We start from the raw sequence: 17862 nt of genomic DNA on the forward strand, positions 1-17862 counted from the left end.
GAGGGGCCCCTCCGGGGATCGCCGCCGAGGGTGAACCCGAGGTCATTCCTGGGAGTGAGCTCCCGGGACGGCCAGGCCGGCCTCGTACGCGAAGACGACGGCCTGCGCGCGGTCACGCAGGCCGAGCTTGGCCAGCAGGTTGCTCACATGGGTCTTGACCGTGTGCTCGCTGACCACGAGTTCGGAGGCGATCTCGGCATTCGACAGTCCGCGCGCGACCTGCCCCAGAGTCTCCCGCTCCCGGACGGTCAGCTCGTCGAGCCGGGCCCTCAGCCGGGGTACGGGGTGTCCGCTCCGGGCCAGGCCGGCGATCAGCCGCCGGGTCACCGTCGGTGCCAGCAGCGCCTCTCCCGCCGCGACCACCCGGACCGCGCGGACCAGCTCGTCACGGTGGACGTCCTTGAGCAGGAACCCGCAGGCCCCGGCGCGCAGCGCGGCGTAGACGTACTCGTCCAGATCGAACATGGTCAGCACCAGCACCCGGGCGGCGGTGGACTCGCAGATCCGCCTCGTCGCCTCCACCCCGTCCACGTTCGGCATCCGGATGTCCATCAGGACCACGTCCGGGCGGAGTTCGATCGCTGCGCGGACGGCCTGCGCCCCGTCGGCGGCCTCGCCGATCACCGTGATGTCGGGCTGTGCGTCCAGAATCATGGAGAAGCCGCCGCGGAACAGATCCTGGTCATCGGCGACGAGGACGCGGAGCATCAGCGGTTCACCTCTCCGGGCTGGAGTGGTGCCGCACCGGGAGCGTCCTCTCCGGACGGGGGCCGTATCGGGAGCGTCGCCGTGACGGTGAACCCGCCTCGGCGGCCGGGGCCCGTCCACACCGTACCGCCACAGGCCGTGACCCGTTCCCGCATGCCGATCAGGCCGTGCCCACCCTTCCCGCCGGTCGGCTGCGGACCACGGCCGTTGTCGGTCACCTCGATCCGCAGCGAGTCCGGTGACCAGCTCAGCCGTACCCGGGCCTCGGTGGCCCCGGCGTGCCGGAGCGTGTTCGTCAGCGATTCCTGGATCAGCCGGTAGACCGTCACGCCGACCTCCGCCGGAACGGCTCGGAGCTCGCCATGGGATTCGACGGCCGCCTCCAGGCCGGCCTGCCTGACCCGTTCCACCAGGCGTTCCACGGCGTAGAGCCCCGGCAGGGGCTCCACGGACTCGGTCCCGGTGGCGTGCGGTACGCCGGAGAGCAGGGGCTCAGCGGACTCGGTCCCGGTGGCGCGCAGTACGCCGAAGATATGGCGGAGCTGGCCGATCGCCTCCCGTCCGGTCCGCCCGATCGCGTCGAACGCCGCCTCGGCCCGGTCGGGCTGGGTACGGATCATCAGGGAGCCCGCCTCCGCCTGAACGACCATGATGCCGACGGAGTGGGTCAGGATGTCGTGCATGTCGCGCACGATCCGGGTGCGTTCTCGCGCGGCGGCAGCCGTGCGCTCCTCCTCCAGCCGGCGGGTGCGCTCCTCCAGTGCGGTGATCTCCGCCCGGCGGGCCCGGGTCCCCAGGCCCAGGGCGTACGCGGTGGCGAATGCCATCCCGACATAGCCGAAGGAGTCCAGCGGTTCCCCCGGGACGACGAAGGAGACCGCCAGGGACGTCGCCCAGCAGAAGGCGGCCGGAAGCTGCCAGCGCAGCGGGCTGAGCGCGGCCACCGTATACGTGCACACCAGCGCGCCGTACGGCAGCGGCGGCATCGCCTGCGCCAGTGCCAGCCCGGTTGTCGCCGCGCCGACCACGATGGCGACGGGGAGGGGCGCCCGCCGCCTCCACAGCAGCGGCACCGACGCGCCAAGGGCCGACATCACCCCCCACCATCCGCCGGAAGCCCAGGTCAGTGAGGGCCAGAGGGTGGCGGTCAGCACCGCACCGGTGATCGTGGCGTCGAGGGCGGGGGAGGGAGACGCCGTGGAGCCCGGCGGTCTTTCCCTGCCCTCGGCGGTGACCCCCCAAAGACAGAAATACCTTAAATGATTCATGTCTGGCATTCCTGTGAGATTTAGCGATCTTTCCATATATTACGGACAGGGATGATGTTATTTTCAGTTGATTTTCACGTCTTGTAGAGCTTCTTCTGAGATGAATGTGGCCAATCTGTAGGTGACCGACAAGGACTACACACCGGACGGACCACCATGGGATCGGCGACAACGAAGTTGGCTCTCGCGGCAGCACTGGCCGCCTGCGTCTCGCTCACCGCCTGTGGCGGATCGCCATCGGATCAGTCATCCGGTCCCACCGGAGCCACGAGCGGCTCCAACCACGCCGGGAAGGTCTCAGCGAACACCGCCAGCGAGAGTGAGATCGCCGCCGCGATCAAGGCCGTCGGTGTGTCCAACCCCGAACGCTGGGCGAAGGAGGTCGTCGCATACCGGCCCTACGCCGCTGATGATCACAACCTCACCTCGCTACGGCAGAACATCGCCAAGTACAACCCCGGACAGGAAACGGTCGACAAGATCGTCTCGGCACTGACGCCTTGAGCGACAGCTCCGCGACGCTGCGGTCCGGTCTCCTCGGCCTGGCTGTGCTGAGCATCCTCGGCATCGCGGCCGAACTCGCCACCGGACGGCACTGGCGGAACGCGGAGCAGCAGTTGCTGCTGACCACCCCCGGCCACCGGCCGGTCGGGTCAAAACTTGGTCATGTGCATGACGGGCATCCCTAAAGGCCGACTCTCGCTGCCCGGCCACGCCTTCCGAACCGGGGATCCGGATGCCTACAGTCGAGGGTAGGACGGTCACCGCCGGGAGTCCGCGGGGACCGGTCGCGCGGGGCACCCCCGCACAGGCCGGACGTGCCCCACGATCCATGATCGCAACAGGCCGCCGAGACCGATCCGACCGCCGGTGAGCTCCGGACGAGATCTCTCGGGAAAGCAGGTCATCGCATGAAGACTGATTCACCGACGAGGGCCTTCTGCGAACGCTCTCCTTTCCCACCCATCGCGGACTACGGTTTCCTGTCCGACTGCGAGGTAACCGCTCTGGTCGCACCGAGCGGAAACATCGAGTGGCTGTGCCTGCCCCGGCTGGACTCTCCCAGCGTGTTCGCCGCCATCCTCGATCGGGACGCCGGAGGGTTCCGGCTCGGTCCCGCCGACCTCAGGGTCCCGGCCGCGCGCCGGTATCTGCCGGGCACCATGGTGCTGGAGACGAGCTGGGGCACGCCGACCGGCTGGGTCGTCGTCCGTGACCTGCTGCTCATAGGCCCCTGGCATCATCATGACGAACTCTCCCACACGCACCGGAGGGCGCCGACCGACTACGACGCCAGCCACGTGCTGCTGCGCACGGTGCGCTGCGTCAGCGGGGAGATGCAGATCACCCTCGACTGCGAGCCGGTGTTCGACTACGGCCGGAGACAGGCCCACTGGGCATACACGGACCGGGGCTACCACCAGGGCGTCGCGCAGGGAGAGGGGGTGAACCTGGAACTCAGGCTCACCACCGACATGCGGCTGGGGTTCGAAGCCTCACGGGCGACGGCGCGCACCCTGCTGAGAGAGGGGGACACGCGCTTCTGCGCGCTGTCCTGGACCGTTCACGAACCGCCCTACACCTTCGAGGACGCGTACGAACGGCTCGTGTGGACGGCCCATCACTGGCAGCACTGGCTCGCCCGGGGCGGCTTCCCCGACCATCCCTGGCGCAGCTTCCTGGAGCGGAGCGCCCTCACCCTCAAAGGCCTGACCTTCGCCCCGACCGGGGCAATGGTCGCGGCGGCGACCACCTCCCTGCCGGAGACGCCGGGCGGGGACAGGAACTGGGACTACCGCTACAGCTGGATCCGCGACTCGACCTTCGCCCTCTGGGGCCTGTACACGCTCGGATTCGACTGGGAAGCCGACGACTTCTTCTGGTTCATCGCCGACGTCGCGGAGAAGGACGAAGAGCTCCAGGTCATGTACGGCGTCGACGGCGAACGCGACCTGGAGGAACATATCCTCGGCTATCTGGAGGGCTACGAGGGGGCCAAGCCCGTCCGGATCGGCAACGCCGCCTACAAACACCGCCAGCACGACGTCTGGGGAGCGGTCCTCGACTCCTTCTACATCCACACCCGATCCCGAGACCGCCTGGACGAGCGGATCTGGCCCATCCTGAAACGCCAGGTCGAGGCAGCCATCAAGCACTGGCAGGAGCCCGACCGGGGCATCTGGGAGGTGCGTGGTGAGCCCAAGCACTTCACCTCGTCGAAGGTCATGTGCTGGGTGGCGACAGACCGCGGCGCGCGGCTCGCCCGGCTCCGCCACGACTTCGAGCTGGCGGAGCGCTGGCAGGCGGCCGCCGACGAGATCCACGCCGACGTCTGTGCCCACGGGGTGACCGAGAGCGGAATCTTCAGGCAGCACTACGAGACCGACGCCCTTGACGCCTCACTCCTGCTCCTCCCGCTGGTGCGCTTCCTACCGCCCGACGACCCCAGGATCCGCAACACCGTCATGGCCATCGCCAACGAGCTGACCGTCGACGACCTGGTCATGCGCTACGTGGCGAAGGAGACCGACGACGGCCAGTCCGGCGAGGAGGGCACCTTCACGATCTGCTCGTTCTGGCTGGTCTCGGCGCTCACGGAGATCGGGGAGCAGACCCATGCCCGCAGGCTCTGCGAGAAGGTCCTCTCCTTCGCCAGCTCTCTCGGCCTCTACGCCGAGGAGCTCGACCCCGTCACCGGGCGCCATCTGGGCAACTTCCCCCAGGCCTTCACCCATCTGGCCCTCATCAACGCGGTCATCCACATCATCCGGGCGGAACACGACTCACTGGGCGCGAGGACATTGCGGACATCCGTTCCGGAATCACTATGACCGTGCATGGCGCTCCGCGCAGCAGCGACTGAGAGAGCATGCCGAGCGGCAGTTCGACCGGGTCGTCCTGCTCGCGGCCGTTGACCACCACCAGATCCGCGTGGTCGGCCGCACGGTGCATCACCGTCGTGTGGGGCCGCGTCTCGACCGCGGTGTCCACGGTCACGTTGGGGTACTTCTCCTCCCATATCGAGATGGTGCTGTAGAAGCGGGTGGCCGGTTGCCGGGTGTCGTCCATGCCTTCGGGGCACAGGCAGATCGCCAGTAGCGACGCCTGCCGTAGTTTCGCCTCCTCGAACGCCACTCCGAGTCCTGACCGCTCCGGGCTGGCGCCCTCCACGGCGACCACCACGCGGCCCGTGGCGGGCCGGTCCGGTCCCATGACGACGGCCACCGGGCAGTAGGAATGCGCGGCGACCTGCATCGCGACCGAACCGACCGGCAGTTCCTCGAAGCCGCCGGCCCCGCGTGGCCCCACCGTGACCAACTCCGCGGCGGACGACTCGCCTACCAGGACGACCGCGGGCGACCCCATCTCCAGCCTCTCCACCACCTCCAGCCGGGGGGCCAGGCCTTGCGCCAGGCTCACTCCGCTGTGGAGCACGTGCTGGCCTATCCGCCGTACGGCCTCCAGCGTGTCGGAATAGACGGGAGGCATGGGATAGAGCCACTGCCAGGCATGGCAGACGACCAGGGGGACGAACCGCATGCGGGCCTCGCTGACGCCCCACCGGAGAGCCTGCTCGCTTGCTTTCGAACCGTCGTATCCGACGACCACGGGCCGCTTGTCATGTGCATGCATCACTACCTCTTCCCCGTGCCCCCTGCGCCCCTCACCTCCATACTTGTCTCATTTCACCGGCTATGGCGAGTGCCACACCCAGGTCAGGGGACTTCCTTTAGGACCGCTTCAGGGGTCGGTGGCGGCGCTTAGGGCCGCTTCAGGAGCCAGCGGCGGCGCCAGAGCACCAGGGGCACCGCGCCGGTGAACCCGAGCAGGAGCGGTGCCGCCCCGCCCATCGCCCCGGCGACCTTCAGCGCGGGCTGGGAGAAGGTGTCAGGGATCGGGATCGTGGTGGCGCGGGAGAACGGCCACACGATCACAAAGGCACGGCCGACCACCTGTTCGGCCGGGATCGTGCCGCCGCCCGGGTCGCCCTGGTGCATGCGGGAGTCGTACGACACCGAACGGTGGTCGCCCATCACCCAGAGCCGTCCCGGCGGAACCTTGATCTCGAACGATCTGCCCGACGGCTTGTCGCCCGGGTAGAGGTAGTCCTGCTCCTCCAGCGGGACTCCGTTGACGGTGACGCGGTCCTTCACGTCGCAGCACTTCACGACGTCACCGGGCACGCCGATGACCCGCTTGATGTAGTCCTTCTCTCCCGGCACCACGCCGAAGGCGGTGCCGGCCCACTGGAGGAACGCCGCGACCGGGTTGGACGGCTCCGGAATCTCGACCTCTCCCTTCCAGGAGTCGACCCCGGAGAAGACCACGACGTCACCGCGTTCTATGTCGCGGGTGTGGTAGACGAGCTTGTTGACCAGGACCCGGTCGTTGACGAGAAACGTGTTCTCCATCGACTCCGACGGGATGTAGAACGCCTGGATGACGAAAGTCTTGATCAGCAGTGCGAGCAGAACGGAGACCACGACCAGGAGGGGGAACTCCAGCCAGAATGAGCGCTTCTTCTTGCCACTCTTGGCCGACTGCTCGATGTCTTCCGCGACCACGTGCACCTCGTCCTCGGCGGGGCGGCGTACGCCGTAGCCCGTTCTTCGCTAGCCAACGATGATGAGCCTAAATCATTCTCACGGTCGACACCCGACGTTGAGGTGGACGGATGCCCTGATGATCTCCGGTCCGCCGCGGTGGTGGCGAAGATATGCGGATTGGTCGGAAAGGCGGGTGCCGCTCGTGTGGCCGTTGTCCGGCGGACGGCCACACCGAGGGTCTCTGGCTAGGCTCGGGGCATGAATCGTCGAGTCATCGCCATACTGGTTCTCATCGGAATGATCGGAACGAGCGGTCTCGCGGTGGTCGCGTCCTGGGGGCTGTCCGGCTGAAGCCGCGCCCCGCGGCCCGTTGTGAGACGCCGCGCCGGAAGCCGCGTCGGCTCACCCTCCGATGACCGGGCTCCCTCAGGCGTTCACCATTGCGGCCTGGGCGGGGGAGAACCGTTCCTGCCCCTGCCCCTGCCCCTGTTCCTGCTGCATCTGCGTGTCCGGCTCCTCGGCGGTCGGGCAGGCACAGTATCCGTTGGTCAGGATCAGGCGCCCTCGCTGCGGGGTGTACGTGCGGGAGTCGGCGGCGAGGAGAACACCTGTGCAGGTATGACACACGATGGGCTGGGAATCCATGGGACGGCTTCCTTCCTGAGGGGGCCGTCGAACACTTCTGGGTCCGGCCGGCTGGTCTGTTCCTGCTCTGCGGAGGAGACACCGGCCTCCCCATCGAGCCTCAACATTCTACTTGGTAGCACAAGGTAGTCATCAAATTGCTGACAGTGCCGCCCGAACGTTGATTTGCCCCTGAATGTAGCTGGCCGCAGGGTGCCCGCGACCAGAAATCTGGTAGGAAACGAGGGGAAAGGCGCCGGCTCGGCGGGCCTCCTTGCCGCCGAGTCTCCCGCCGGCTCCGCCGTCCGCGACGATCTCGACGGGGCCTTCCCGCGACATGGAATGCGAACTAGAGTTCCCATATGAATCAGGTTCTGCTTCTCATCGACGTCCAGCGCAACATGCTTCTGCCGCCGGAACCGGTGCCCGGTGCGCAGGAGGTCTCCTCCATGATCGCGACGCTGCTGGAGCGCGCCCGCGCGGGCGGGATGCCCGTCGTCTTCGTGCGCAACAACGGAGGGGAGGACGATCCCGACTTCCCGGGAACCCCGGGCTGGGAGCTGGTCCACGAGGTGCTCCCGGGAGAGCACGTAGTCGACAAGCACACCCCGGACGCCTTCCTCGGCACCGACCTCGCCTCGATCCTGCCGCCCTCGGCGTCCCTTGTCGTCGCCGGGATGCAGAGTGAGTGGTGCGTCAGGGAGACTTCCCTGGCGGCGCTCGGGCGGGGGCACGCGCTCACCCTCGTCCGCGGCGCCCACGCCACCTACGACGGAGACGAGGCCGCCGCGGCCGTCTCGGGGGAGGTCGAGCGGGAGCTTGCCGCGGTGGGGGTGAAGGTCGTGGATCTGGAGGAGGTCTCCATGCCGTGATCCTGTGACGACCACGGGCAACAGGATGAACGAGGCTCAGGCGGCGTGGCGGCTCTCGCGCCGGGCGGTCCAGCGCAGCACGTCGCAGTGGCGTCGCTCGGCCTCGGCGAGGGTGGACTCGCCGGCGTAGGCGTCGAGCACGGCCCGCAGGTGTGGCATCTGCTCGGCGACGTCGGTCCACGCCTGGGTGGGGTCGCCTGTGCCGAGCTCGATCAGCGCGTCCAGGTGTGCGGAGTAGGCCGTCCACCACTGGCGGCTCAGCTCGGACAGGAACCCGCCCAGGCCGCCGAACTCCCGCTGGACTTCGGAATCCCACCACGGCGGCACGGTGGTGTCGCCGGTCTCCGCCATATCGCGGAGCATGACATGCGTCAGCGTGCGACGCCGACGGGCGATGGCGGAACGTGACAATGTGCTCATGTCTCCACCCTGGCGGTCCCCACTTGCCGAACACTTAACGATCTATTGACGGCAGTGCAAGGCCTCCGGGTGGTCGGCGCGAGCTCCGCTCCGCAGGAGGACTAACCTGAGCGGTGATGTATCGATTCGTTTTCACGCAGGTCCTCAGCCGCCTCGACGCGGAGGATGTGCACCATCTGACGCTCGGCGCGCTCCGCCTTCTCTCGGTGACGCCCGTGGTCAAGCGGCTCGTTCACCGACGTCTCGCGCCACGCGACCCCGCCCTGCGCGTGCAGGCCTTCGGCGTGCACTTCCCCGGCCCGTTCGGGCTGGCGGCGGGCTTCGACAAGGACGCCGGTTGCGTGGAGGCCATGTCCGCGCTCGGCTTCAGCCACGTCGAGGTCGGCACGATCACCGCGCATGCCCAGCCCGGCAACGCCAGGCCCCGCCTGTTCCGCCTCGTCAGGGACCGGGCGATCATCAACCGGATGGGCTTCAACAACGCCGGTGCGAGCGCCGCGGCCCGGATGCTGGGCAGGCCCCGCGGCGTCCCGGCGATCGTCGGTGTCAACATCGGCAAGACCAAGGTCGTGCCCGAGTCCGAGGCCGTCCACGACTACGTGGCCAGCGCCGGGGAGCTGGCTCCGCTGGCCGACTACCTGGTCGTCAACGTCAGCTCGCCGAACACTCCCGGCCTGCGCGACCTCCAGGCGGTCGACCTCCTGCGCCCCCTGCTCACCGCGGTCAAGGAGGTCGCCGACAGCACCCCCAAGCGCACCCCGCTGCTGGTCAAGATCGCGCCCGACCTGGCCGACGACGACGTGGACGCGGTCGCCGACCTGGCCCTTGAGCTCGGGCTCGACGGCATCATCGCGACCAACACCACGATCAGCCGCGAAGGCGTCTCCAGCACCGAGACCGGCGGCCTGTCCGGACGCCCGCTGAAGGCCCGCTCGCTGGAGGTGCTGCGCAGGCTGCGCAGCCGGGTGGGTGACCGCCTGGTGCTCGTCTCCGTGGGGGGCGTCGAGAACGTGGACGACGTCTGGGAGCGCCTCCTCGCCGGCGCCACCCTGGTCCAGGGCTACAGCGCGCTGATCTACGAGGGCCCTCTCTGGGCCCATCGCATCCATCGTGGGCTGGCCCGCCGCCTCCGCCGTCACGGTGTCACCGACCTGCGCGAGATCATCGGTCGCACCGCGACCTGAGTAATACCCTAGGTGGGTAACTTTGGACATGGGAGTCGCGATGAGCGTGAGCACATATACCGTCACCGGCATGACCTGCGGCCACTGCGTGAGCTCGGTCAAGGAAGAGGTCGCCGAGGTCCCCGGCGTCACGGGGGTCGACGTCGACCTGGAGAGCGGCCGGGTGGACGTCTCCGGGGACTCCCTCGACGACGCCGCCATCCGTGCCGCCATCAAGGAAGCCGGCTACGAGGTGGCCGCCTGACCGCAGGCCCCCGACGCCATACGGCTGCGCCCCGGCTGTCGCCACCCGCCGACCGGGGCACCGCCCGTCACCCCACGCTCCTCGGGCGCGGACGGCTCACCGCCGCCACGCCGGGCCGCAGGGGCTCGGCCGGGTCGAGTCGGACGGTGCGAGAGGTCACATGCTCGGCCGGGTCGAGTCCGCGAGGTGCGTCAGCTCCTCCAGGTGCTCCATGATCCCCTCCACCTGGACGGCTCCCGGGCGGTGGCCGCGGTGGCCGGCTCCGCCGCGCTGCCAGGGGCGCGGGCCGGCGGCCGGGCGATACTCGACCCCCAGCGCGTCCAGCCGGCCGAGGTGTCCTTCGAGCCGGGCGGCGAACCCGGGGCCGGTCGAGCCCGACCAGGCGACCTCGGCCAGTGCGCAGCCCCGAGGCCAGGCTCGGTAGTCCACCGCCCGGCCGTCGGGCAGATACTCGGTCCAGAGCTGGAACTGCGCCCCCAGCACACGCTCCCGCTGGCCGGCCGTCCAGGACTGCGGCGCCGGGTCGAAGGCCGCGACGTCCGACACGGTGATCGCGTCGCCGATGGCGCGCGGCTCCTCCTCGGAGGCGGCCTCGGCATAGTCGAAGTAGAGCGGAAAGACCGGCGTCTGCACGACGTCGTGCCCGGCCTCGGCGGCGCGCCGGGCCACCCCCATCCCGCGCCACGGCATCACGATGGTGTCGGGCCGGAGCATGCCGCTGACGAACGCCTCGTCCCACACGATCGCCCGGCTGCCCCGCTCGGCGAGCACGTCAGCCAGCCGGCGCAGGAACCAGGCGTGCAGGTCGCTCAGGCTCTCCAGTCCGAGCTCCTCCCGGAACGCGACGATCTCCGGTGCGGCGGCCCAGTCGTCGAGCACGCACTCGTCCCCGCCGAGGTGCACGTACGGTGTCTCGCCCAGCGCCCCGAGGATCTCGTCGATCACCACGGTCAGGAAGCCGACCGTCGGGGGGAGCGGGGACAGGATCGCGGGGGAGATGCCCCAGCGGTCCAGCACGGGGAACGGCTCGGGTGTCCGGCCGTCCGTGGCCCGCGCGTCCAGCGAGGGGTAGGCCGCCAGGATCGCCGAGGCGTGTCCTGGCACGTCGATCTCGGGCACGATCGTCACCGCCCGGGCACGGGCGTAGGCGGCGATCTCGGCGAGGTCGTCCAGCGTGTAGTAGCCGCCGTGCGGCACCTCGTCGTAGACCGGGTCCTCCCCGCGGCGGCTGACGATCGTGCGCGGCCGATACGAGGCGACCTGGTGCAGCCGGGGGGCGACCCGGCTCTCGACCCGCCACCCCTGGTCGTCCACCAGGTGCAGGTGGAGCCGGTTCAGCTTGTGCACGGCCATGATGTCGACCATCCGGAGCACCTCGCGCTTGGGCATGAAGTGCCGCGCCACGTCCAGGTGCACGCCGCGCCAGGAGAACCGGGGGGCGTCCTCCACCCGGCCGCACGGGACGGTCCAGCCGGTCTGGGCGACCGTCCGGAACGCCCCGTGGGGAAGCAGCTGTCGCAGCGTCTGGCCCGCGTAGAACGCCCCGGCCCGGCCCCCGGCGGTGATCCGCACCCCCGTGGCCGTCACCTCCAGGGTGTACGCCTCCGGGCCCAGCGACGTGGCCCGTTGCACCACGACGGCTCCCGCCTCCGCGGGCCGCGGATCCAGTACGGCCAGCGCCCGTCGTACCCCGTCCGCCAGCTCGGCGGGACCGGAGACGGAGATGCCGGGGGAGAGCGCGAAGGAACCATCGGCAGGCTCGAAGACAGCCGGCCATGGCAGAAGGTCGGTCATACCTCAGATCATGTCAAGCCGGACTGGACCCCGCATTACTTCAGGTAGGTCTGCGTCCCGTCGGCGAGGGCGAGCGCCATCTTCTGCCGGAACGCCGCGCTCTGGAACTTGGCCGCGTCGCCCGGGTTCCGCATGTTGCCGCACTCGACGAAGATCTTGGGAACCGTGGAGAGGTTCAGCCCGCCGAGGTCGTTGCGGAAGCTCAGGGCCTTGGTGCCGACGTAGGTGGAGTACGGCATGCCGGCGACGGACCTGATGGAGTCGCGCACGTCGATGCCGAGCTCCGTGGACGCCCCCACCACCGGGTCCACCGGGCCGTTGATCTTCTTCGGGATGATCACATGGAAGCCATGGCCGGACGGGGGCGCCCCATCGGCGTGGACCGAGATCACCGCGTCCGCCTTGGCCTTGTTGCCGATCGCCGCCCGCTCGGTGATGCACGGGCCCACCCCGGAGTTGCTGGTCCTGGTCAGCTTCACCGTCGCCCCCCGGTCCCTGAGGATCTTGGCCAGGCGCTGGGAGACGTCCCAGGTGAAGGCGGCCTCGCTGTAGCCGTTGTCGGTGGCGGTGCCGGTGGTGTCGCAGGCCTTCCACTGGGTCAGGATGTTGACCTTCTTGTTGATCTTCGAAGGATATTTGTAGTTGAGCCCGTTGTGACCCGGGTCGACGACCACGATCTTGCCGCTCAGCGGTCCGGCCGGCACGCTCCCACCGGCAGACGGGGCGGGTGCGGTGGCCGGGGCCGCGTGGGCTGCCTGGGCCGTCTGGGTCGTGGTCTGTGAGGTGGGCTCGCCGTTCCGTGCCGGGCCTGCGGGGGTGCCGTTGGCGGCCGAGGTGCCGCAGGCGGCGGCACTCAGGCCGCACAGGACAAGGGCTGCCGCGAATGCTTTGCTGGTCACGCTGATCCCCCTCGAAGGAGTCCGTCAACCATCCAACCTACGTGACGGAGCCCACGTCACCAGACGTGTTCCCCCGCCTCCTGCTTCTGCAGGAGCGAGGCGAGCTCTCTGGCGTCCTCGGCGTCCAGTCCCAGAACCACCCGTGGACGCCCCCATGGATGGTCGATCGAATGAGCCACGTAACTCGCCACGGATTCGGCGCCGGCATCACCGTTCCGGCCTCGGGTGGACCGCCAGTGCGTCCACGCCCGTTCAAGCTCGGCAGCCGCGCGCTGGGCGCATGACACCAGCTCCGGATCACGCATTGTTACCCCCCTCGTCAGACCGGAGTCAACACCGGGGCTCCGTCGCCACGTCGATGGTTGACCGGGTTTTGACAAGGGCTTAGGGCCCGCCTGGACATGGTGCAACGCTCCAGGCGGGTCCGTTACCTCTCGGCGGGGCCCGTGCTGCGCCGTACGACGAGCTCGGGGACGATCTGGCGCAGACGTGAGGTCTTGCCGGGGTCGCCGATCCGGTCGCTGAGCAGCGCCGCGGCCGAGCGGCCCATGGCACGGCGGGGCTGGCCGACGGTGGTCAGCGAGATCGCCGGGGTCCCCGCGAGATGGATGTTGTCGTATCCGATCACGGAGAGGTCCTCGGGCACCCGCAACCCCAGCTCGGCCGCTGCGGAGAGCACGCCCATGGCGACCGCGTCGTTGGAGGCGAAGATCGCGGTAGGCCGGGGGGTGCGGGTGAGCAGGCTCCGCGCGGCCGTCGCCCCGCCCTCCTCGGTGCAGTCGCCCTGCTCGACCATGATGTACGGCGCCAGCGCGTGCCTGCGCATCTCGACCAGGTAGCCCTCGCAGCGGAACCGCCCGGACGAGGAGTGGGTGCCCTCGATGTGGGCGATCCTGCGGTGGCCGAGTGTCACGAGATGGTCGATGGCGAGGCGTGCGCCCAGCTGATCGTCGTCGGCGACGATGTCCACGCCGTCGAGGTCGATGTCACGCTCGCCCACCACGACCGTCGGCGTGTAACCGGTGGCCTCGATGAGCGTCTCGCTGGTGGGCGCGATGCCGAGCAGCACGAGGCCGTCCACCCGCAGTTCCAGGAATGCCTCGACCGCCTCGACCTCGAAGGCCGGATCCCATTGGCTGCTGCCGATGAGAAGCCGGAGCCCGTCGCCGTGCAGGCTCTCCTGCAGGCCGTCCAGGAACTCCGCGTAGAAGGGGTTGTGCAGGTCGGCGACGAGCGCCCCGACCAGGTGGGTGCGGCCTTCGACCAGACTGCGCGCGACGGCGTTGGGCCGGTAGCCGAGTTCTCTGGCGGCCTGGAGCACGGCCTGCCGGCGATGCTCGCTCACGTGCGGCGAGCCGCGTAGAACAAGCGAGACCAGTGATTTGGAGACACCGGCTCGCTCGGCCACATTGCGGATCGTGGGCCGTGGGCGTGGTCCGCAGCCATCCGGCGAGATGGGTTCGGCGAACCGGCTGGTTCGGGTGACGGTGGTGTTGACCGGTGGTCCTGACATGGCTCTCCCCCGGGATGGTGGATGGGCACCTGTCACTCAAAACGATCGAGTTCCGAATGGGGTACGGCCTCCGCCCAAGGGAACCTCGATCTTGACGTCATCGTCGCCGGGATCGACTCCGATAGTGTGCGGGGTGTGGGTTCGACATCCGGGGCGGCCAAGCAGGACACGCCTGTGGCGGAGGGCACGCGGCCGGCGCGGCGCAGGCTCAGCGTGGACCAGCGTCGTGAGGAGCTCATGGCGGCGGCCCTGGAGCTGTTCAGCAAGCGTGACGCCGAGGGTGTGTCGATCGACGAGGTGGCTTCGGCGGCCGGAGCGTCGCGGGCCCTGGTCTACCACTACTTCGGTGGGAAGCAGGAGCTCTACGTCGCGGCGTTGAAGAGTGCCGCGGCGCAGCTGGAAGCGCGGCTGCGGCCCATGGAGAGCGGCTGCCCGCTTGACGAGCTCGCCAGTGGGCTCAGGCGTTACTTCGACTTCGTCGAGGAGCACGCGGCGGGCTTCGCCGCGCTGCTCAAGGGCGGTCCCGCCAGTCGCAGCGGCGAGATCGGTGGGATTGTCGACAGCGTCCGGAACCGCCTGTTCCGTCTGGTCATGAGACAGATAGGGGTCCACGAGCCGGGGCCCGTGCTCCGCATCACTCTGCGTTCATGGATGGCGTCCGTCGAGACGGCCGGCCTTGACTGGCTGGAACACCGGGATCTCGAGCGGACGGAGCTTGAGGGCATGCTGGTCGGTCAGATGGTGGCGCTGCTCAGGGCGGCCGCGGATCGCGATCCGCAAGCCGGACAGCTCCTTGGCGATCTGGTCGGTGGAAACGCGCCGTAACCGGTTGCCGGAAAGGCCGGCGGGGGCCGTACGGAACGATGCCGGGGCGGCGCCGGGCGGGCGACGCCGCTCCCCACAAACAACGCGTATGGCTTGCGCGCTCGTGTGGCGAGCGCGCATCTGTTTCCCCCTAGACAGTCCCCGTCTTACTCAGAGCGCTGCTGCGGAATCCCCGCGAGCAGTGCGCGAACCTCGGTCTCCCGGTAGCGGCGGTGCCCACCCAGAGTGCGGATGGACGTCAACTTGCCGGCCTTCGCCCACCGCGTAACGGTCTTGGGATCGACGCGGAACATGGTTGCGACCTCCGCCGGGGTGAGCAGCGGCTCTGCCTCGGGTGTACGAGCTGACATTTGTGCGGCCTCTCCTCCATGTGGACCGGCGACAGCGATCCTGCGACTTGACGCTTGTCACGGATGTCCCCCTATGGCCCCTTGCGTGCGGCTGTTCGGGCCATATGCGGCATCACCCGATGTGACCATACAGCCACGTAGAGCGATTGGCGAGCCTTTGAGTGACTCATCTCTCATGTGTACCTGTTGTTGTCACGCTCGGTGATTCTAGCGACACGTTTCGTGGTATCGCAGTGAAAACGGCAAACTACTCAGTTCGTAGATGTGTCGCCGGTCATCGACCGAACTACTTATGCAGGTCAGAGGGATGATTTGCGACTCAGTTTGCCGATTCGAGAAGTTGTATTGATCGCCAACGGAGGATAACCCTCTGATACATGGCGAAGGCCAACTCTTCCTCGCCGGTTTCCAGACCCGTGAGGGCCGCCGCGAGCTCCGCCACCGACTCGTCGGCCTGGAGTGTCTCGTCGTCCATGAGATGAACGATGCCGCCGTAGTCGAGCTCCACCAGCGAGTGCGGGTGGAACTCCTCCAGCCAGCGCGCCACATCCTCGACCTCGGCGGTCACCCCGGCCTCGCCCACATGCCTGCGGATGATCTGCAGGGCGCGGGCGCTGCGGCGCCGGGCGTGGGCCATGGACGTGACGTAGATGAGATTACGCATCGTGGTCGTGTCCCCGGGGGCCTGCCCCCCGTCGAGAACCAGCCAGCGCTCGTTGCCATCGAAGGGGACGAACCATGACGCCGGAACGTGCCATGTCGAGGTCCTGATGTTGGTGCGCAGGGCGGCCGGACCTCTGCGACGCTTGAACCTGTCGAAGTCGTCGGCCGTCTGCTCGGCGACGGGGGCCGGCACGAACCGCTCCATCAGCTTCACCGGGGTCGTCCCGCGGAGACGCGAGAAGGCCAGCCACGATCTCAGCCTGCTCTGCCAGGGGCAGACATAGAGGACGTCCTCCACACGCCTGAGATAGGCGTTGGGGCTCTCCTGAGCGGGTGCGGGGACCGGAGGAACCCCCAGGAGGCGGCGGACCGCCTCGCCGTGCTCGGCGTGGAGCGCGCTCGCCCGGCGGGGCCGGTCGGCCGCCTCGGCGTAGGCGGCCCACGAGACGCGTTCCGGCGGGGTGAACGCGGCCAGTGGTTCATAGACGCGGAGGTACGCGGCATAAGGCAGCACGACCGCATCGTGTCACGGAGAGCCTGCTCCTGTCCGGTATCGTCCCCGCGGGACAGGGGCTCCGCCCGTCGTGTCCGGGGGCGACGCGGGTACGGAGAACCGGCCGCTCCCGGCTGCGCCCGGGACATCGCGGGCACACGGAGAACCGGCCGGTCCCTCCCCCCTTCCGCCCGAAGTTGTGGTTACGCTGAGAGTGATCTCCGCCGCGATGGAGCGGCGGACCGGACGACCGGGAGTCACCACCGTGACCGACGTCTTCGGGCTGTCCCACAAGGACATCAGCCCCACAAGCGGCCAGACCAAGCACGAGCAGGTCATCTTCTGCTCCGACGAGCACAGCGGCCTCCACGCGATCATCGCGATCTACAACACCGCCCTCGGCCCCAGCCTCGGGGGCACCAGGTTCTATCCCTATGAGAGCGAGCAGGCGGCGCTGGCCGACGTGCTCAACCTCTCGCGGGCGATGGCCTACAAGAACGCCCTGGCCGGGCTGGATCTCGGTGGCGGCAAGGCCGTCATCATCGGCGACCCCGCGACGGACAAGAGCGAGGCGCTGCTGCGCGCCTACGGCCGGTTCGTGCAGTCCCTGGGGGGCCGCTACTTCACCGCGTGCGACGTGGGCACCTACAGCGAGGACATGGACATCGTGGCCCGCGAGAGCTCCTACGTGACCGGCCGCACGGTGGCCCACGGCGGAGCGGGTGACTCGTCGATCCTGACCGCCTACGGTGTGTTCCAGGGCATGAGGGCCGCGGCCGAGCACTCCTACGGCGTGTCGACGCTGCGCGGCAGGCGGGTCGGCGTCGAGGGTGTGGGCAAGGTGGGCCACCGTCTGGTCGACCACCTTGTCGAGGACGGTGCCGAGGTGGTGATCTGCGACGTCAGCGAGCAGGCGGTCGAGCGGGTCCGGCGGCGCCACCCCGGTGTCGAGGTCGTCGCCGACCAGGCGGAGCTCACCGCGGCCGACCTCGACGTCTACGCGCCGTGCGCGCTCGGCGGGGCGCTGGACGACGACACGGTCGCCCGGCTGCGCGCCACGATCGTCTGCGGCGCGGCGAACAACCAGCTGGCCCATCCGGGCGTGGAGAAGGAGCTCGCCGACCGCGGGATCCTCTACGCGCCTGACTACCTGGTCAACTCCGGCGGCGTCATCCAGGTCGCGGACGAGATCGGCGGGTTCAACATGGAGCGGGCCAAGGCAAAGGCAACCCAGATCTACGACACGACTCTCAAGATTTTCGCCGCGGCGGCGGAGGATGGCGTCCCCCCGGCCGTCGCAGCCGATAGGCTAGCCGAGCGCAGAATGTCGGAAGTCGGGCGAATTAGGGGCATTTGGCTAGGCCACTAGCCCCTCACGCCCATACGGCGTACCGAGCCGGGCGTAAAACAGGTACGGTTGTAGTCGAACGAGAGCTGACGCCTCAAGTCAGGTGGCGT

Annotated in this window: 20 protein-coding genes; 8 read left to right on the forward strand and 12 right to left on the reverse strand. The window is 69.0% G+C overall.

Going from position 1 to position 17862, the window contains the following annotated elements; translation table 11 throughout:
• Positions 1-42: 42 nt before the first annotated feature.
• Together ACIN94_RS30080 and ACIN94_RS30085 are read right to left on the reverse strand one after the other, a co-directional pair.
• The gene (locus ACIN94_RS30080) at positions 43-711 is read right to left on the reverse strand and encodes a response regulator (RefSeq protein WP_400713595.1); all 669 of its coding nucleotides are present in this window, start codon (positions 709-711) and stop codon (positions 43-45) included.
• Positions 708-1976, reverse strand: a complete 1269-nt coding sequence (locus ACIN94_RS30085; protein ID WP_400713389.1) for a sensor histidine kinase — start codon at positions 1974-1976, stop codon at positions 708-710. Before ACIN94_RS30085 ends, ACIN94_RS30080 begins: the two co-directional genes overlap by 4 nt.
• Before the next feature lie 156 nt (positions 1977-2132).
• On the opposite strand from ACIN94_RS30085, the gene ACIN94_RS30090 reads away from it, so the two are divergent.
• The 3 genes from ACIN94_RS30090 (at position 2133) to ACIN94_RS30100 (ending at position 4807) form a co-directional block, all read left to right on the forward strand.
• The gene (locus ACIN94_RS30090) at positions 2133-2480 is read left to right on the forward strand and encodes a hypothetical protein (RefSeq protein WP_400713392.1); all 348 of its coding nucleotides are present in this window, start codon (positions 2133-2135) and stop codon (positions 2478-2480) included.
• On the forward strand, positions 2477-2665 hold the full coding sequence (locus tag ACIN94_RS30095; RefSeq protein ID WP_400713395.1) for a hypothetical protein: 189 nt from the start codon (positions 2477-2479) through the stop codon (positions 2663-2665). Before ACIN94_RS30090 ends, ACIN94_RS30095 begins: the two co-directional genes overlap by 4 nt.
• A gap of 222 nt (positions 2666-2887) precedes the next feature.
• On the forward strand, positions 2888-4807 hold the full coding sequence (locus ACIN94_RS30100; RefSeq protein WP_400713398.1) for a glycoside hydrolase family 15 protein: 1920 nt from the start codon (positions 2888-2890) through the stop codon (positions 4805-4807).
• Here ACIN94_RS30100 and ACIN94_RS30105 read toward each other — a convergent pair.
• The 3 genes from ACIN94_RS30105 to ACIN94_RS30115 all read right to left on the reverse strand — a co-directional run bounded on the left by ACIN94_RS30105 (position 4740) and on the right by ACIN94_RS30115 (position 7168).
• Positions 4740-5609, reverse strand: a complete 870-nt coding sequence (locus ACIN94_RS30105; protein WP_400713401.1) for a universal stress protein — start codon at positions 5607-5609, stop codon at positions 4740-4742. The two genes, ACIN94_RS30100 and ACIN94_RS30105, sit on opposite strands and share 68 nt — an antisense overlap.
• A 128-nt stretch (positions 5610-5737) precedes the next feature.
• Positions 5738-6547: a signal peptidase I gene (gene lepB, locus ACIN94_RS30110; protein WP_400713404.1), complete on the reverse strand. Its 810-nt coding sequence runs from the start codon at positions 6545-6547 to the stop codon at positions 5738-5740.
• Positions 6548-6949: 402 nt separating this feature from the next.
• Positions 6950-7168, reverse strand: coding sequence for a hypothetical protein (locus ACIN94_RS30115; RefSeq protein WP_400713407.1), 219 nt, complete (start codon positions 7166-7168; stop codon positions 6950-6952).
• Between the two features lie 341 nt (positions 7169-7509).
• Between ACIN94_RS30115 and ACIN94_RS30120 the strand changes: the two genes are divergently transcribed.
• Positions 7510-8019: an isochorismatase family protein gene (locus ACIN94_RS30120; RefSeq protein WP_400713410.1), complete on the forward strand. Its 510-nt coding sequence runs from the start codon at positions 7510-7512 to the stop codon at positions 8017-8019.
• A 36-nt stretch (positions 8020-8055) separates the two neighbouring features.
• Here the strand turns inward: ACIN94_RS30120 and ACIN94_RS30125 are convergent, their stop codons facing one another.
• The gene (locus ACIN94_RS30125; RefSeq protein ID WP_400713413.1) at positions 8056-8439 is read right to left on the reverse strand and encodes a hypothetical protein; all 384 of its coding nucleotides are present in this window, start codon (positions 8437-8439) and stop codon (positions 8056-8058) included.
• A 116-nt stretch (positions 8440-8555) separates the two neighbouring features.
• Here ACIN94_RS30125 and ACIN94_RS30130 point away from each other — a divergent pair, with 116 nt between their 5' ends.
• Both ACIN94_RS30130 and ACIN94_RS30135 read left to right on the forward strand, forming a co-directional pair.
• Positions 8556-9623: a quinone-dependent dihydroorotate dehydrogenase gene (locus tag ACIN94_RS30130; RefSeq protein WP_400713416.1), complete on the forward strand. Its 1068-nt coding sequence runs from the start codon at positions 8556-8558 to the stop codon at positions 9621-9623.
• 40 nt (positions 9624-9663) lie between these two features.
• Positions 9664-9867 carry a heavy-metal-associated domain-containing protein gene (locus tag ACIN94_RS30135; RefSeq protein ID WP_400713419.1) on the forward strand — a complete coding sequence of 68 codons (204 nt, stop codon included), beginning with the start codon at positions 9664-9666 and terminating at the stop codon, positions 9865-9867.
• A 156-nt stretch (positions 9868-10023) separates the two neighbouring features.
• Here the strand turns inward: ACIN94_RS30135 and ACIN94_RS30140 are convergent, their stop codons facing one another.
• From ACIN94_RS30140 to ACIN94_RS30155, 4 genes are all read right to left on the reverse strand, one after another.
• A complete protein-coding gene (locus ACIN94_RS30140; protein ID WP_400713422.1) occupies positions 10024-11661 on the reverse strand; it encodes a beta-N-acetylhexosaminidase in 1638 nt (545 codons plus the stop codon).
• A gap of 35 nt (positions 11662-11696) precedes the next feature.
• Positions 11697-12560 carry an N-acetylmuramoyl-L-alanine amidase gene (locus ACIN94_RS30145; protein WP_400713425.1) on the reverse strand — a complete coding sequence of 288 codons (864 nt, stop codon included), beginning with the start codon at positions 12558-12560 and terminating at the stop codon, positions 11697-11699.
• A gap of 56 nt (positions 12561-12616) precedes the next feature.
• A complete protein-coding gene (locus ACIN94_RS30150; RefSeq protein ID WP_400713428.1) occupies positions 12617-12865 on the reverse strand; it encodes a hypothetical protein in 249 nt (82 codons plus the stop codon).
• Positions 12866-12987: 122 nt separating this feature from the next.
• Positions 12988-14073, reverse strand: a complete 1086-nt coding sequence (locus ACIN94_RS30155; RefSeq protein WP_400713431.1) for a LacI family DNA-binding transcriptional regulator — start codon at positions 14071-14073, stop codon at positions 12988-12990.
• Between the two features lie 135 nt (positions 14074-14208).
• On the opposite strand from ACIN94_RS30155, the gene ACIN94_RS30160 reads away from it, so the two are divergent.
• Positions 14209-14898 (forward strand): TetR/AcrR family transcriptional regulator, encoded by a 690-nt coding sequence (locus tag ACIN94_RS30160; protein WP_400713434.1) that lies wholly within the window; start codon positions 14209-14211, stop codon positions 14896-14898.
• A 146-nt stretch (positions 14899-15044) separates the two neighbouring features.
• Here ACIN94_RS30160 and bldC read toward each other — a convergent pair whose 3' ends face one another.
• Both bldC and ACIN94_RS30170 read right to left on the reverse strand, forming a co-directional pair.
• The gene (bldC, locus tag ACIN94_RS30165) at positions 15045-15248 is read right to left on the reverse strand and encodes a developmental transcriptional regulator BldC (RefSeq protein WP_013133571.1); all 204 of its coding nucleotides are present in this window, start codon (positions 15246-15248) and stop codon (positions 15045-15047) included.
• Between the two features lie 319 nt (positions 15249-15567).
• A complete protein-coding gene (locus ACIN94_RS30170; protein WP_400713442.1) occupies positions 15568-16425 on the reverse strand; it encodes a hypothetical protein in 858 nt (285 codons plus the stop codon).
• Positions 16426-16669: 244 nt separating this feature from the next.
• Here ACIN94_RS30170 and ACIN94_RS30175 point away from each other — a divergent pair, with 244 nt between their 5' ends.
• Positions 16670-17773, forward strand: a complete 1104-nt coding sequence (locus ACIN94_RS30175; protein WP_400713445.1) for a Glu/Leu/Phe/Val dehydrogenase — start codon at positions 16670-16672, stop codon at positions 17771-17773.
• Positions 17774-17862: the final 89 nt, after the last annotated feature.

This window comes from Streptosporangium sp. NPDC087985, from assembly GCF_044741965.1.
Lineage (GTDB): Bacteria > Actinomycetota > Actinomycetes > Streptosporangiales > Streptosporangiaceae > Streptosporangium.

What these genes read in the sequence shown, in the direction of transcription:
- ACIN94_RS30085 (WP_400713389.1), bottom strand. Translation starts at nt 1,976, where the DNA reads ATGAATCATTTAAGGTATTTCTGTCTTTGGGGGGTCACCGCCGAGGGC.
- ACIN94_RS30090 (WP_400713392.1), top strand. Translation starts at nt 2,133, where the DNA reads ATGGGATCGGCGACAACGAAGTTGGCTCTCGCGGCAGCACTGGCCGCC.
- ACIN94_RS30100 (WP_400713398.1), top strand. Translation starts at nt 2,888, where the DNA reads ATGAAGACTGATTCACCGACGAGGGCCTTCTGCGAACGCTCTCCTTTC.
- ACIN94_RS30105 (WP_400713401.1), bottom strand. Translation starts at nt 5,609, where the DNA reads ATGCATGCACATGACAAGCGGCCCGTGGTCGTCGGATACGACGGTTCG.
- ACIN94_RS30115 (WP_400713407.1), bottom strand. Translation starts at nt 7,168, where the DNA reads ATGGATTCCCAGCCCATCGTGTGTCATACCTGCACAGGTGTTCTCCTC.
- ACIN94_RS30120 (WP_400713410.1), top strand. Translation starts at nt 7,510, where the DNA reads ATGAATCAGGTTCTGCTTCTCATCGACGTCCAGCGCAACATGCTTCTG.
- ACIN94_RS30125 (WP_400713413.1), bottom strand. Translation starts at nt 8,439, where the DNA reads ATGAGCACATTGTCACGTTCCGCCATCGCCCGTCGGCGTCGCACGCTG.
- ACIN94_RS30130 (WP_400713416.1), top strand. Translation starts at nt 8,556, where the DNA reads ATGTATCGATTCGTTTTCACGCAGGTCCTCAGCCGCCTCGACGCGGAG.
- ACIN94_RS30135 (WP_400713419.1), top strand. Translation starts at nt 9,664, where the DNA reads ATGAGCGTGAGCACATATACCGTCACCGGCATGACCTGCGGCCACTGC.
- ACIN94_RS30140 (WP_400713422.1), bottom strand. Translation starts at nt 11,661, where the DNA reads ATGACCGACCTTCTGCCATGGCCGGCTGTCTTCGAGCCTGCCGATGGT.
- ACIN94_RS30150 (WP_400713428.1), bottom strand. Translation starts at nt 12,865, where the DNA reads ATGCGTGATCCGGAGCTGGTGTCATGCGCCCAGCGCGCGGCTGCCGAG.
- ACIN94_RS30155 (WP_400713431.1), bottom strand. Translation starts at nt 14,073, where the DNA reads ATGTCAGGACCACCGGTCAACACCACCGTCACCCGAACCAGCCGGTTC.
- bldC (WP_013133571.1), bottom strand. Translation starts at nt 15,248, where the DNA reads ATGTCAGCTCGTACACCCGAGGCAGAGCCGCTGCTCACCCCGGCGGAG.